The organism is Sulfitobacter sp. 1A12157, assembly GCF_043557345.1.
Lineage (GTDB): Bacteria > Pseudomonadota > Alphaproteobacteria > Rhodobacterales > Rhodobacteraceae > Sulfitobacter.
The window spans coordinates 1-14460 of sequence record NZ_JBIFFV010000003.1 but is presented as its reverse complement, the minus strand read 5'-3'; the positions used below and the strand labels follow the sequence as shown (position 1 = coordinate 14460).

At 62.4% G+C, this 14460-nt stretch carries 14 protein-coding genes; 12 read left to right on the top strand and 2 right to left on the bottom strand.

Annotation, left to right across the window (positions count from 1 at the left end; genetic code table 11):
- The first annotated feature begins 185 nt into the window (after window positions 1-185).
- Entirely contained in the window at window positions 186-1283 is a 1098-nt protein-coding gene (locus tag ACGYLC_RS06655; RefSeq protein ID WP_394422259.1) for a PQQ-dependent sugar dehydrogenase, read from the top strand.
- A 3-nt stretch (window positions 1284-1286) separates the two neighbouring features.
- On the opposite strand, the gene ACGYLC_RS06650 is transcribed toward ACGYLC_RS06655, so the two are convergent.
- Window positions 1287-2291 (bottom strand): GlxA family transcriptional regulator, encoded by a 1005-nt coding sequence (locus tag ACGYLC_RS06650; protein ID WP_394403467.1) that lies wholly within the window; start codon window positions 2289-2291, stop codon window positions 1287-1289.
- 191 nt (window positions 2292-2482) lie between these two features.
- On the opposite strand from ACGYLC_RS06650, the gene ACGYLC_RS06645 reads away from it, so the two are divergent.
- Window positions 2483-3853, top strand: a complete 1371-nt coding sequence (locus tag ACGYLC_RS06645; protein ID WP_394403468.1) for a class II 3-deoxy-7-phosphoheptulonate synthase — start codon at window positions 2483-2485, stop codon at window positions 3851-3853.
- 88 nt (window positions 3854-3941) lie between these two features.
- Here ACGYLC_RS06645 and ACGYLC_RS06640 read toward each other — a convergent pair whose 3' ends face one another.
- Window positions 3942-4601 (bottom strand): PAS domain-containing protein, encoded by a 660-nt coding sequence (locus ACGYLC_RS06640; protein ID WP_394422258.1) that lies wholly within the window; start codon window positions 4599-4601, stop codon window positions 3942-3944.
- A gap of 281 nt (window positions 4602-4882) precedes the next feature.
- Here ACGYLC_RS06640 and ACGYLC_RS06635 point away from each other — a divergent pair, with 281 nt between their 5' ends.
- From ACGYLC_RS06635 to phoB, 10 genes are all read left to right on the top strand, one after another.
- Window positions 4883-5773 (top strand): YicC/YloC family endoribonuclease, encoded by an 891-nt coding sequence (locus ACGYLC_RS06635; RefSeq protein ID WP_394422257.1) that lies wholly within the window; start codon window positions 4883-4885, stop codon window positions 5771-5773.
- Window positions 5774-5776: 3 nt separating this feature from the next.
- Window positions 5777-6424: a guanylate kinase gene (gmk, locus tag ACGYLC_RS06630; protein ID WP_394403471.1), complete on the top strand. Its 648-nt coding sequence runs from the start codon at window positions 5777-5779 to the stop codon at window positions 6422-6424.
- Window positions 6421-6942, top strand: a complete 522-nt coding sequence (locus ACGYLC_RS06625) for a gamma carbonic anhydrase family protein (RefSeq protein ID WP_394422256.1) — start codon at window positions 6421-6423, stop codon at window positions 6940-6942. The genes gmk and ACGYLC_RS06625 overlap by 4 nt, the downstream gene beginning before the upstream one ends.
- Window position 6943: 1 nt before the next feature.
- Entirely contained in the window at window positions 6944-7996 is a 1053-nt protein-coding gene (locus ACGYLC_RS06620; protein ID WP_394422574.1) for an ATP-binding protein, read from the top strand.
- A gap of 138 nt (window positions 7997-8134) precedes the next feature.
- Window positions 8135-9175, top strand: coding sequence for a substrate-binding domain-containing protein (locus ACGYLC_RS06615; RefSeq protein ID WP_394422255.1), 1041 nt, complete (start codon window positions 8135-8137; stop codon window positions 9173-9175).
- Between the two features lie 70 nt (window positions 9176-9245).
- Complete coding sequence (gene pstC, locus ACGYLC_RS06610; protein ID WP_394422254.1) at window positions 9246-10742, top strand: phosphate ABC transporter permease subunit PstC; 1497 nt, start codon at window positions 9246-9248, stop codon at window positions 10740-10742.
- Window positions 10739-12094, top strand: a complete 1356-nt coding sequence (gene pstA / locus ACGYLC_RS06605) for a phosphate ABC transporter permease PstA (RefSeq protein ID WP_394403476.1) — start codon at window positions 10739-10741, stop codon at window positions 12092-12094. Before pstC ends, pstA begins: the two co-directional genes overlap by 4 nt.
- A 15-nt stretch (window positions 12095-12109) precedes the next feature.
- Window positions 12110-12907 carry a phosphate ABC transporter ATP-binding protein PstB gene (gene pstB, locus ACGYLC_RS06600; protein ID WP_394403477.1) on the top strand — a complete coding sequence of 266 codons (798 nt, stop codon included), beginning with the start codon at window positions 12110-12112 and terminating at the stop codon, window positions 12905-12907.
- Between the two features lie 4 nt (window positions 12908-12911).
- The gene (gene phoU, locus ACGYLC_RS06595; RefSeq protein WP_067628605.1) at window positions 12912-13619 is read left to right on the top strand and encodes a phosphate signaling complex protein PhoU; all 708 of its coding nucleotides are present in this window, start codon (window positions 12912-12914) and stop codon (window positions 13617-13619) included.
- Window positions 13620-13623: 4 nt separating this feature from the next.
- On the top strand, window positions 13624-14313 hold the full coding sequence (phoB, locus tag ACGYLC_RS06590) for a phosphate regulon transcriptional regulator PhoB (RefSeq protein WP_394403478.1): 690 nt from the start codon (window positions 13624-13626) through the stop codon (window positions 14311-14313).
- The last annotated feature ends 147 nt before the right edge of the window (window positions 14314-14460 follow it).

The window sequence follows — 14460 nt, the reverse complement described above, 5'->3', positions numbered from 1 at the left end:
TGGTACTCTCCCTTAGTTGAACTCTCGTTCTGATCGAACGTTAGGTCGTGGTTTCGAAAAAGAAAAGGCGATTTATAAAGTGTTTTTCGCGGGCGGGTTTTCGCGTGGACCGGCAGCGATGGTGGAAATGGGCGGTGCGCTGGCTATGTCTTGATCCAAGCCCCCATGCCCAAAGGAGCCTTCCCATGAGCCGCGCAAAACACCTCGCCTCCGCCGCCTTCATCAGCCTCGGCAGCCTTTGCGCCGCAGGCGCCGCCATAGCTGAGAGCGGTCTCACGATCACCCCGATGGCCGATGGTCTGGAAGCCCCTTGGGGCGTTGCCCCCTTGCCCGGTGGCGGTCTGTTGGTGACAGAGAAGGCCGGGCGGTTGATCTACCAAAAGGACGACACTGGGCATGAGGTCTCGGGCCTGCCGGAGGTGGCCGTGGTCGGGCAGGGCGGCCTGTTGGACATCACCTTGGCCGGGGATTTCGCACAGAGCCGCCTGCTGTTCCTCACCTATGCCAAACCCCAAGAAGGCGGCGGCGCGGGGACCGCCTTGGCCAGCGCGCGCCTGTCAGAGGATGCCCGCAGTCTGGAAAACCTGACCGAGCTTTTCGCCATGAAACCGGGCAGCAACGGCGGCCAGCATTTCGGCTCGCGCGTGGTCGAAGCGCCGGATGGCACGCTGCTGGTGACCATAGGCGAACGCGGCGATCGTCCGGCGGCGCAGGACCGCAGCACCCATAATGGCAGCATCATCCGCGTGAACCGCGACGGCTCTGTCCCCGATGACAATCCCTTTGTCGACACGCCCGACGTGCTGCCCGAAATCTGGTCCTACGGCCATCGCAACCCGCAAGGGGCGGGGCTGGATCTGGAGGGGCGGCTTTGGGTGTCGGAACACGGTGCCAAGGGCGGGGATGAGGTGAACCGCATCACCAAGGGCACGAATTACGGCTGGCCCGTGATTTCCTACGGGGAACACTATTCGGGCGCGAAGATCGGTGAGGGCAGGGCGAAAAAGGGCATGGCACAGCCCGAATTCTATTGGGATCCCTCCATCGCGCCTGCGGGGCTGATGGTCTATTCCGGCGCGCTTTTCCCTGAATGGGAGGGTGATATCTTTGTCGGCTCGCTCAAGTTCGACTATATCGCCCGGCTAAGCGGCACGCCGCTGGAAGAGGTGGCGCAGATCAAAACCGCCGAGACCGCCCGCGTGCGCGATGTCGTCGAAGGGCCGGAGGGCGGGATCTGGTTCATCTCAGAGGTCAACGGCACCGTCTACCGGATCACGCCCTGACCCTCAGGCGGGCTGCCGGGTGGATTGGCTGCCGCGTTCGCGATAGGGCGTGGTCTGGTAGTGCGCCCGGTAGCATTTCGAAAAATGCGAGGGCGAGGCAAAGCCGCAGGCCAGTGCCACGTTGATCACGCTCATATCCGTTTGCATCAACAGGTTGCGCGCCTTTTGTAGCCGCAGCTCCATATAATACCGCTTTGGGCTGCGGTTGAGGTAGCGGCGAAACAAACGCTCTAGCTGCCGGGTCGACATGCCCACGTCACGGGCGAGGATGGAGGGGCTGATCGGCTCTTCGATGTTGCGCTCCATCTGCTGGATCACTTGGGAAAGCTTGGGATGCCGCACGCCGATTCGCGTGGGCACCGACAGGCGTTGCGTGTCTTGGTCGGTGCGGATCGAGGAATAAATGAGCTGATCCGCCACGGCATTGGCTGTCTCCTCACCGTGATCATCGGCGATGAGTTTCAGCATCATGTCCAAAGAAGAGGTGCCGCCCGCCGTGGTCAGCCGGTTGCCGTCGACCACGAAGACAGATTTCGTCAGAATGACCTCTTCGAATTCCTCGCCGAAACTGTCCTGATTCTCCCAGTGGATCGTCGCGCGTTTGCCGTCGAGCAGCCCCGCCTTGGCCAGCGTATGCGCCGCGGTGCACAGCCCGCCGACAACCAGCCCCTTGCGCGCCTCGCGGCGCAGCCATGCCAGCAGCTTTTTGGTGGTCGCGGCCTGCACGCCGATGCCGCCGCAGATCATGATGGTATCGTCGCGGCCCAACTCCTCAAGCCCGCCGTCCAGCGCGAAAACCGCGCCGGAGGAGCTTGCACAGGTCTCACCGCTTTCGCCCACGACCCGCCATTCATAGACCTCGCGTTCGAGCATACGGTTGGTGATCCGCAGACATTCCACCGCCGAGGCGAAACTCAGCAGCGTGAAATTCTCCAACAACACAAAGACGAAGCGCCGCGGCTTGTCGGTCTGGGGGGGCATGCGGGTGGCCGGGCGCGGTTGGGACATCACGGCGTCTTTCTCTTCAGGTCGTCTCTGCCGACATGTGCCATGGCCGCCAGAACTTGCCGGAAACATTGCCCACGGGCCTGTCGCCACGTCAATAGGGCGCATTTCGGTTCTGGTCACTTTCCCCGCGCCTTTGTATAGAGAAAGATCACGAAGCGCCGACACTCGGCGCTGTGGAGCGGAGTAGAAAGATGACAGACTGGAGCACCTCGAGCTGGCGCAGCAAACCGCGCGTCCAGATGCCCGATTACCCTGACCAAGCCGCATTGGAAGCGGTTGAGGCACAGTTGGCACGCTATCCGGTCCTCGTTTTTGCAGGCGAAGCCCGCCGGTTGAAGAAACATCTGGCGGCCGCGGGCCGTGGCGACGCCTTCCTTTTGCAGGGCGGCGACTGTGCCGAGAGCTTTGAGCAATTCAGCTCGGACGCCATTCGCGACACCTTCAAGGTGATGTTGCAGATGGCCATCGTGCTGACCCATGGGGCCAAGGTGCCGGTGATCAAACTGGGGCGCATGGCCGGCCAATTCGCCAAGCCGCGCTCGGCCCCGACCGAAGTGGTGGATGGCGTGGAACTGCCCAGCTACCGCGGCGACATTATCAACGATCTGGCCTTCAACGAAGCGGCGCGTATCCCCGACCCGCAGAAGATGCTGCGCGCCTATACGCAGGCCGCCGCCACGCTGAACCTGTTGCGCGCGTTTTCGACCGGGGGTTACGCCGACGTGCATCAGGTCCACGGCTGGACACTGGGGTTCACCGACGACGAAAAGGCCGAGAAATACCGCGAGATCGCCAACCGCATCTCCGACACGCTTGATTTCATGGCCGCCGCCGGGGTCACTGCCGAAACCGCGCATACGCTGCAATCTGTGGAGTTCTACACCAGCCACGAGGCGCTGCTGTTGGAGTATGAGGAGGCGCTTTGCCGCCGCGACAGCCAGACCGGCAAGTGGCTTGCAGGCTCGGGTCACATGATCTGGATCGGCGACCGCACGCGACAGCCCGACGGGGCGCATGTGGAGTTTGCCAGCGGCGTGCAAAACCCGATCGGCCTGAAATGTGGCCCCTCGATGACCAGCGATGACCTCAAACAGTTGATGGCCAAGCTGAACCCCGAGAATGAAGAGGGCCGTCTCACCCTGATCTCGCGCTTTGGTGCGGGGCAGGTGGGCGATCACCTGCCGCGTTTGATCAAGACCGTTCAGGAAGAGGGCGCCAATGTCGTCTGGACCTGTGACGCGATGCACGGGAACACGATCAAATCCTCGACGGGCTACAAGACCCGGCCTTTCGATTCCGTGCTGCGCGAAGTGCATGAGTTCTTTGCCGTGCATAACGCCGAAGGCTCCGTCCCCGGCGGTGTGCATTTCGAGATGACCGGCCAAGACGTGACCGAATGCACCGGCGGTGTGCGGGCGGTCAGCGACGAAGACCTGTCGGACCGTTACCACACAGCCTGCGACCCGCGGCTAAACGCCAGCCAGTCGCTGGAACTGGCCTTCCTCGTGGCCGAGGAACTGTCGAACCGCCGCGTGGCCCAGACGGCGCGGGCCGCCGGGTAACCGCTTCGGCCTGCACTTGATTGTGACAAAAGAAACGCCGTCCCGTTTTCCGAGGCGGCGTTTTCGCGTTCCGAGGGCGGCGGACGGGCTATTCCTGCTCTGACTTCACCAGATGGAGATAGGGCGGGATGTCACCCGGCGGGGCGGTGGTGAAGCGCGCTTTTGGCTCTGCAAAACCGGTGTCGCGTGGCAAAAGCGGATCATGCAGCGGATCGGCAAAGCGCACAGGTTTGGCCAGCCGCCCAAAGGCGCTGTGCCGCGTGGCCTGCGCCAGACCGAAGCGCCGCGGGGTTTGGCCGATCTGCCCCAGCACGACGAGACAGCCCAGCACCCGGCTGACATCGCCCAAATCGCTTTTTAGCGGCAAGAGCAACATCCGCCCCGTCAACGCAGGCCGCCCATAGGCCGCCGCTGCGCTCAAGTGCAGCGTGGTCTGGCCCGGCATCTGAAACACTTCTTCCAGCGCCTCGCTGACGCAGGGGCGCGCCTCTGTGCTGAAAAAGGCGGTGATCGGCATACCCCGCACCTCCATCCCCATGAGGTCACGCAGATGGCCGCCCGCGATCCGCAACCGTCCGACGCCCACGGCGACCCGTTCGAGGATGAAGGCGTAATGCAATGCCTGTTCGATTCCGCGCGGGTCGATATCCGACCGCCGCGGCATCAATCTGTTGCCGCGCAGGGCTTCCCAATAGGCTTCGACCTGTGCCAGCGGGCCATAGCCAACATGCGTCCGATGATCTGACATGGCGACAACATTCTGCGCGGTGTGGCTTGTATTGCCCATCGAAACTCACCCCTAAGGACTAGGCCAATACAGCAGCCGTTCTTGCAACGACAGCGGCACAATGCGGCCGAAAACATTACCAAATCATTAATACCGCAGGCGGTTAAGGAATTCGTCCCGCTTTCGCTGAAGTGGTTAACGCTTGCGCCACGCGAACCGCCGGACCGAGGGGCCGGGGGCTTGCCCCTCGCGGGGGTTTCGCCGTAAGGCAGGGCATGTCCGCCCTCGCAAGGAACGCGCCGATGATCAGGTCCATGACAGGTTTCGCCTCAGCATCCGGCGCTTTGGAGGGTTGGAGCTGGTCTTGGGAGCTGCGCGCGGTCAACGGCAAGGGGCTCGACCTGCGGCTGCGCGTGCCCGATTGGGTTGAGGGGCTCGAGGCCGCCCTGCGCAAGCAGATTTCGGCAAAGGTGGCGCGGGGTAATATCACCTGCAACCTGCGCATTTCCTCGGCCGACAGTGACGGCAGCTTGCAGATCAACGAGGCGCATGTCGACACGCTGTTAACGGCCCTGCATGAGATCGAAGCCCGTGCGATGGATGCCGGTGTGTCGCTGGCGCCCTCGCGGGCGAGCGACATTCTGACCATGCGCGGCGTGCTGGAACAGGCCGATCAGGCGCAGGACATCGGCGCGCTGCGCGCCGCTTTGCTGGCGGAAGTCCCGACCCTGTTGCGTGATTTCAACGAGATGCGCGCGCAGGAAGGCGCGGCGCTGGCCCGTGTGATGCAAGAGCAGTTGACCGAGATCGGAAACCTCGCCGCCGAAGCCGCAGCCTTGGCCGAGGCCCGCAAGGAAGAGACCGCTGCCCAATTGCGCCGCAACCTGGCGCGCGTGCTCGACAACAGCGAGGGCGCGGATGCGGACCGGGTGGCGCAGGAGCTGGCCCTGATCGCGGTCAAAGCCGATGTCACCGAAGAGATCGACCGCCTTGCCGCCCATGTCGCCGCCGCGCGCGCGCTGATCGGGCAGGGCGGGCCGGTTGGGCGCAAGCTGGATTTCCTGATGCAGGAGTTCAACCGCGAAGCCAACACGCTCTGTTCCAAGGCGCAGAGCACCGAATTGACGACCGTCGGTCTGGCCCTGAAGGCGGTGATCGACCAAATGCGCGAACAAGTGCAAAATGTGGAGTAAGACGTGACAAACCCAAGCCGACGCGGCCTTCTGATCATCCTCAGTTCCCCCTCCGGGGCGGGCAAATCGACCATGGCCCGCGCCCTGCGCGCATGGGATCCGACGATCAACTTCTCGGTCTCCGCCACCACCCGCGCCCCCCGTCCGGGCGAAGAGGACGGCAAGGATTACCGCTTTGTCGGCGAAGAGGAGTTCCGGCAGGCCGTGGCTGAGGGCGAAATGCTGGAACACGCCCATGTCTTTGGCAATTTCTACGGCTCCCCCAAAGCCCCCGTGCAGGCAGCGATCAGTGAGGGGCAGGACATTCTTTTCGACATCGACTGGCAGGGCGCACAGCAGATCCGCAACTCGGATCTGAACACGCACACGCTGTCGATCTTCCTGCTGCCGCCCTCGATCACCGAATTGAAACGCCGTTTGGAGAGCCGGGGGCAGGACGATGCCGCCACCATCGCCAAGCGCATGGGCAAAAGTTGGGATGAGATCAGCCACTGGGACGGCTATGACTTTGTGCTCGTCAACGACGATCTCGACCAAACCGAGGCGCGGCTGAAATCCATCATCACCGCCGCCCGGCTGCGGCTGAGCCAACAGCCCGCCATCAAGGATCACGTTCGCCGTCTGCAATCCGAATTCGAGGAATTGAAATGACCCTCTACGCCCTCGCCGATGCCCGCCCCGAAGTCTCCCCCGATGCCTGGGTCGCGCCTGATGCCAATGTGATCGGCAAGGTGACACTCGGCCCCGAAACCTCTGTCTGGTTCGGCAGCACCCTGCGCGGCGACAATGAGATGATCACCGTGGGGCGCGGCAGCAATGTGCAGGAGAACTGCGTCTTTCACACCGATATGGGCTATCCGCTGACTGTGGGCGAAGATTGCACCATCGGCCATAAGGTCATGCTGCATGGCTGCACCATCGGCGACAACACTCTGATCGGCATGGGGGCCACGGTGCTGAACGGTGCCAAGATCGGCAAAAACTGCCTGATCGGGGCAGGGGCGCTGATCACCGAAAACAAGGTGATCCCCGATGGGTCGCTCGTCATGGGCGTGCCGGGCAAAGTGGTGCGTGAGCTTGATGCGCAGGCGATCCAGCGGCTGACCGCGAGTGCCAAACACTATGCCGAGAACGCCGCGCGCTTCCGCTGCGATCTTGAACCGCTCTGACATGGGCAGCACCGCCGTAACCCTTTCCGATGTGGTGGCGGCCCTGCCGCTGCCAAGCGTTGCCATCAATGCCGAAGAGCGGATCACCGTTCTGAACGCGCCCGCCGAGGATTTGCTGGGCAAGGGGCTGCTGGGCCGCCATTTCGTCACCGCGCTGCGCCAACCGGGGCTGGTCGAAGCGGTCGAGCGCTGTCTCGCGGGCGCGGGCCCCTGCCAAGCGCGCTTTACCAGCATCGGCGGCGAACATGGCACCACCTATGACGTCAGCCTGCGCCCGGTGGGGGACCACGGGATTGTCCTGCTCAGTTTCAACGATGTGACGGAGATGGCGCAGGCAGGCCAGATGCGCCGCGATTTCGTGGCCAACGTGAGCCATGAGCTGCGCACCCCGCTCACCGCGCTCATCGGGTTCATTGAGACGCTACAAGGCCCGGCACGCAACGACACGGCGGCGCGCGAGCGGTTTCTGGGGATCATGGCGCAAGAGGCCGAACGGATGAACCGGCTGGTGGGCGAGCTTTTGTCGCTCAGCCGGGTCGAAGCCGAAGAGCGCGTGCGCCCCGAGGCGCCGGTTGATCTGCGCGATGTGCTGCGCGGCACGCTGCGCAACCTCGCGCCGCTGGCGGTGGACAGCAATGTGACGCTGGCGCCCAAACTGGGCGATGCACCGGCCTCTGTGCTGGGCGATGCAGATCAGTTGGTGCAGGTCTTTACCAACCTTATCGAGAACGCGATCAAATACGGCGGGCGCGACAACCGGGTCGAGATTTCGGTCGCACACACGGCCCATGACCCGGCGATGCGTGGCCCCGCAGTCTACGTAAGCGTGCGCGACCATGGCCCCGGGATCGACGCGATCCACCTGCCGCGGCTGACCGAACGGTTCTACCGGGTCGACAGCCACCGCAGCCGCGCCCTCGGCGGAACGGGGCTGGGTCTGGCCATCGTCAAACATATCATGAATCGCCACCGCGGGCGGCTCAAGATCACCAGCACCCCCGGCGAAGGGGCCGAATTTCGCGTGATTTTGCCGATGAAAGCGGGTTCTGACTGATTTTTGCAGAAATTTGGTGATTCAGACCGACTGTCATGAAACTGTAACATTGCTGTCACAAAAGCACAGCACCGCCTTCATAGACGGGGCGCAGATCACCATGGGGTGGTCACCAATTCGCATCTGACAGGAGATATCATGTCACTCGCAAAACTCACCACTTCCGCCCTGGCGATTGCCGCCGTATCCGCAACCGCCGCTGCCGCGCGTGACCAAGTACAGGTTGCCGGTTCCTCGACCGTGCTGCCCTATGCCTCCATCGTCGCCGAAGCCTTTGGCGAGAACTTCGACTTCCCGACACCGGTAGTGGAATCGGGCGGCTCATCGGCTGGCCTCAAGCGTTTCTGCGAAGGCGTGGGCGAGAACACCATCGACGTGGCCAATGCCTCGCGCCAGATCAAAGACGCCGAAGTGGCGGCCTGTGCCGAGAACGGCGTGACCGACATCATCGAAGTGCGCATCGGCTATGACGGCATCGTCTTCGCCTCCGACATCAATGGCGAGACCTTCGCGTTCACGCCGGTCGATTGGTACAAAGCCCTCTCCGCCAAAGTCGTCGTCGATGGCGAAGTGACCGAGAACCCCTATACCACATGGGATCAGGTCAACCCCGACTTCCCTGCGCAGCCGATCCAAGCCTTCATCCCCGGCACCAAACACGGCACGCGCGAAGTTTTCGAAGAAAAAGTGATCCTTGCGGGCTGCGAAGAGACCGGCGATCTTGAAGTTTTCGCCGAAGGGGCGGGCGGCGACGAGAAAGCGGCTGAGAAAGAATGCATCAGCCTGCGCACCGACGGCAAGTCCGTGGACATCGACGGCGACTACACCGAGACGCTGGCGCGCATCGAAAGCAACCAAGACGGCATCGGCGTCTTCGGTCTGGCCTTCTACGAGAACAACACCGACAAGCTGCAAGTTGCCACCATGGGCAACGTCGAGCCGACCACCGAAAGCATTGCCTCGGGTGACTACCCCGTGTCGCGCCCGCTGTTTTTCTACGTCAAGAAAGCCCACATCGGCGTGATCCCCGGCCTGAAGGAATACGCTGAGTTCTTCGTCGCCGACGAAGTTGCCGGCCCCGACGGCCCGTTGGCCGAATACGGTCTGGTCTCGGACCCTGAACTGGCCGACACCCAGTCCGTGGTTGCCGATGAAACCGTGATGGGCAGCGGCTCCTAAGCCTTTACCACTATCGCCGGGGGCGGGTGACTGCCCCCGGTTTTTCGCTTTTTGATCCACCGGGGGACATGTGGGACAAATACTGACAACAAGTGCGGTGCTGCCGCTGGTCATCCTGATCGCGGCGCTGGCACTGGGCGGGTATTTCCTTGCGCGGCGTCGAGCTTTGGCCTCTGCCCAAGGCGACAGCCGCAAGCTACATTCGCTGCCCAGCTACTACGGCTACAACGCGGTGATGAGCGTGGCGGTGCCCGCGCTTTTGGTTTTGGGGCTCTGGCTGCTGATCCAGCCGATGCTGGTGCAATCTTCGGTGGTCGATATGATCCCCGCCGAGGTCGTGCCCGAAGGCTCCTCCGTCAATCTGATCAAGAGCGATGTGCGCCGTCTGGCCGATGGGCTGGACGCGGCCGTCTCTTCCGGCGCGCTTAGCGCAGCCGATGCGACCGACCTTTCCGCAGCCGAAGACCTGCGCGCTTGGCTGGGCGGACAGGGCATTGCCTTGGGTGCCGAGATCAGCCCCGAAGTGCTGCAAGCTGCGCAGGCTTACCGCGAGATGACGGCCACGGGCAATTTCTGGCGCAACATCATCGTGGCGCTGATCGCCTTGGCCGGGTTGGCCATGGTCTACCGCGAAACCACGGCCACCTTCCGTGCCCGCAACCGGGTCGAAGGCGGCGTGAAAGCGCTGCTGATCCTTGCGGCGTCGCTCGCCATTCTGACCACCGTCGGCATTGTGTTGTCGATGCTGTTCGAGACGATCAATTTCTTCAACTTGCATCCATGGACCGACTTCTTCTTCGGCTCTTCCTGGGCACCCAATTTCCGCGGCGACAGTGACCTGTCGATCCTGCCGTTGCTTTGGGGCACGCTTTATATTTCGCTCATCGCGCTGCTGGTGGCCGTGCCCATCGGGCTTTTCGCCGCGATCTATCTGAGTGAATATGCAGGCCCAAAGGTGCGCGCCACGGCCAAGCCGCTGCTCGAAATCCTCGCAGGCATTCCCACGATCGTCTACGGCCTTTTCGCGCTGCTGACCGTGGGGCCGTTCCTCGTGCAAGTCTTCGGGCGCGGGGAAGAGGGGCTTCTGGGCGTCGATTGGATGTCGGGGGCGACCTCGGTCCTGACCGCCGGGTTGGTGATGGGCATCATGCTGATCCCCTTCGTCTCCTCCCTGTCGGACGACATCATCAACGCGGTGCCGCAATCGCTGCGCGACGGCTCCTTCGGCTTGGGTGCCACCCAGTCCGAGACGATCCGCCAAGTGGTGCTGCCTGCGGCGCTGCCGGGCATCGTGGGCGCTGTGCTGCTGGCCGCAAGCCGCGCCATCGGTGAGACCATGATCGTGGTGCTGGGGGCAGGGGCCATCGCCCGCATCTCGGCCAATCCGCTGGAGGCCATGACCACCATCACCACCCGCATCGTCAGCCAGTTGACCGGGGACAGCGATTTCGCCAGCCCCGAGACGCTGGTGGCCTTCGCCCTTGGCCTGACCCTCTTCGTCCTGACGCTGGGCCTGAACGTGCTGGCCCTCTACATCGTGCGCAAATACCGGGAGCAGTACGAATGAGCGATATCCCCAACCCCGCAGCCCCTATCGCCGACCCGCGCGGAGCCTCCCTGCTGGTCCAAGACGGGCGCACCAAACGCCGCAACGCCGCCGAGGGCCGTTTCAAGCTCTATGGCATCATTGCCATCGTGATCGGCCTGCTGATGCTGCTGACGCTGCTCTTTACCATCATCTCACGCGGGACCGGCGCGTTTCAGCAGACCTATGTGACGCTTTCCGTGCCGCTGCTGGAAGACAAGCTCGACAAGAACGGCAACCGCGATTTGGAAGACATCAAGAAGGTCTCGACCTTCGGATATGCGCCGCTGCTGAAAGCTGCCTTTGAAAACAAGGTCGAAGCGGGCGAGGTCGCGACCGATCTTAAGCCCAAGGCGATGGCCGATATCCTGTCGAAAGACGCCGCCGCGCAATTGCGCAACTATGTCTTGGCCAACCCCGATCTGATCGGCACGAATGCCGAGTTCGAGTTTCTGACCAACAGCCGTGTCGATGGCTATCTCAAGGGCCGCGTGACCCGCGAGAGCATTGCCAATGACAAGAACATCAGCGCCGCGCAGCTTGATCTGGTGGATGCGTTGGTCGCCGAGGGCAGCATTGAAAAGCGGTTCAACCTCGACTTCATCACGGGCGCCGATGCCTCTGACGCGCGGCCCGAAGCGGCGGGCATGGGGGTGTCGATGATCGGCTCTTTCGCGATGATGCTGGTGGTGCTGGTGCTGGCGCTGCCCATCGGGGTCGCCGCGTCGATCTACCTTGAAGAATTCGCACCGAAGAACTGGATCACCGACATCATCGAAGTGAACATCTCGAACCTCGCCGCGGTGCCGTCGATCGTCTTTGGTATCCTTGGCCTTGCGGTCTTCATCAACTACATGCACCTGCCGAACTCGGCCCCACTGGTGGGTGGTCTGGTGCTGACGCTGATGACCCTGCCGACGATCATCATCTCGACCCGCGCCTCGCTGAAATCGGTGCCGCCCTCGATCCGCGACGCGGCGCTTGGGGTAGGGGCCTCGAAAATGCAATCGGTGTTCCACCATGTGCTGCCCCTCGCGGCACCGGGCATCCTGACCGGCACAATCATCGGACTGGCCCAAGCCCTTGGCGAAACGGCCCCTTTGCTGTTGATCGGCATGGTGGGCTTCATCGCCTCCAACCCGCCCGACAGCATCGCCGAAGGGCTCATGGCCCCGAACTCCGCCATGCCGGCCCAGATCTACGAATGGGCCAAACGCGCCGACCCGGCCTTCTACGAACGCGCTTGGGGCGGTATCATTATCTTGCTGGTGTTCCTGATCACGATGAATGCCATCGCCGTGCTGCTGCGCCGCCGCTTTGAGCGTCGCTGGTAAACCAAGGACGGGACCATGAAAGACAACAGATATTCGGAGAGTGACGTGACAACCCAACCCGTCAAGATCGCGGCCCGCAACGTGCAGGTCTACTACGGTGACAGCCACGCCATTCGCGACGTGGACATCGACATCAACGACAAAACCGTAACCGCCTTTATTGGCCCTTCGGGTTGCGGCAAATCGACTTTTCTGCGGTGTATCAACAGGATGAACGACACTATTGATGCGGCCCGTGTGACCGGTGACATCCGTATCGACGGTGAAGACATCTATGACAAGCGGGTCGACCCGGTGCAGCTGCGTGCCAAAGTGGGTATGGTGTTTCAAAAGCCGAACCCCTTCCCAAAGTCGATCTACGACAACGTGGCTTACGGCCCGCGCATTCACGGGCTGGCCCGCAACAAGGCCGATCTTGATGATATCGTCGAACAGGCGCTGCGCCGGGGCGCGATCTGGAACGAGGTGAAGGACCGTCTGCACGCCCCGGGCACCGGCCTTTCGGGCGGCCAGCAGCAACGCCTGTGCATCGCCCGCGCCGTGGCGACCGAACCCGAAGTGCTTTTGATGGACGAACCATGCTCGGCTCTCGACCCCATCGCCACCGCGCAAGTCGAGGAATTGATTGACGAATTGCGCCAGAACTTCTCCGTCGTGATCGTCACCCACTCCATGCAACAGGCCGCGCGGGTGAGCCAGAAAACCGCCTTTTTCCACCTCGGCAACCTCGTGGAATATGGCGACACCGACGACATCTTCACGCGGCCCCAAGATCCGCGCACCGAAAGCTACATCACCGGCCGTATTGGATAATATCATGTCAGATCAACACATTGCATCAGCATTCGACCGCGATCTGGAAGCCGTTCAGGCGCAGATCCTCAAGATGGGCGGACTGGTCGAAGACGCCATTCGCCGCGGCGCGCAATCGCTGGAAACCCGCGACGAAGAGCTCGCCAATGAGGTGCGGGCAGGGGACAAGGCCATCGACGGGCTGGAAGAGCAGATCAACGAAAGCGCCGCCCGTGTCATCGCCCTGCGTGCGCCCACGGCGATCGACCTGCGTCTGACGCTGAGCGTTATCAAGATCAGCGCCAACCTCGAACGTATTGGCGACTATGCGAAAAACATGGCCAAGCGCAGTAGCGTCCTGAACCAGATGGAGCCGGTGAGCGACAGCACCGGCGCGATCCGCCGCATGGCTGGCGCGGTTGAGGCGATGCTGAAAGACGCGCTCGACGCCTATATCCAGCGCGACGCAGACCTCGCGCGGGATGTGATCACCCGCGACGAAGATGTTGACCAGATGTATAACGCGCTCTTCCGCGAATTCCTGACCTTTATGATGGAAGACCCGCGCAGCATCACCGCCTGTATGCACCTGCATTTCATCGCCAAAAACGTCGAACGTATGGGCGACCATGTGACCGCCATTGCCGAACAGGTCGTCTACCTCGTGACCGGTGAAACGCCCGAGGATGACCGTCCCAAGGCCGACCGCACTTCGATCACCACGAAGGACTGAGACGATGGACGTCACACGACCGCAAGTTCTGCTGGTAGAAGACGAACCCGCGCAACGTGAGGTACTGGCCTACAACCTTGAAGCCGAAGGCTTTGAGGTGCGCCGGGCCGAAGACGGCGAAGAAGCCATGCTTCTCGTCTCGGAGGCCGCGCCGGATTTGGTGATCCTCGATTGGATGATGCCTTTGATGAGCGGCATCGAAGTTTGCCGCCAGCTTAAATCGCGCGAGGCGACGCGGCACATTCCGGTCATCATGCTTTCCGCACGCTCCGAGGAAGTGGATACCGTGCGAGGGCTTGAGACCGGCGCGGACGACTACGTGATCAAACCGTACAACCTCCGCGAACTCATGGCGCGCGTGCGCACGCAGTTGCGACGCACACGTCCCGCAGCCGCTGGCGCGCTGCTGAGCTTTGACGACATCCAGCTCGACCCGGAGCGCCATCGCGTGAGCCGTGCGGGCAATGAGCTGAAACTGGGGCCGACGGAGTATCGGCTGCTGACGACGCTGCTGGAAAAACCCGGTCGCGTGTTCAGCCGCGACCAACTGCTCGATCACGTCTGGGGCCGCGACATCTATGTCGATACGCGCACCGTGGACGTTCATATTGCGCGGCTGCGCAAAGCACTGACCCGCGAGGGCGGCGAAGACCCGATCCGAACCGTGCGTGGCGCGGGTTATGCCTTGGGTTAAACCGTTGTAGCTCCTCTCAGGACGCGTTTTATTTACATAATACTGATTATCGGTTTTGCTTATCTCCGTCGGTGGATTCACAAACGAAGTGCAAATTCTGTACGAATACAGAGAGTTGCATGGAGTATGAAGAATGGGAACCCACTA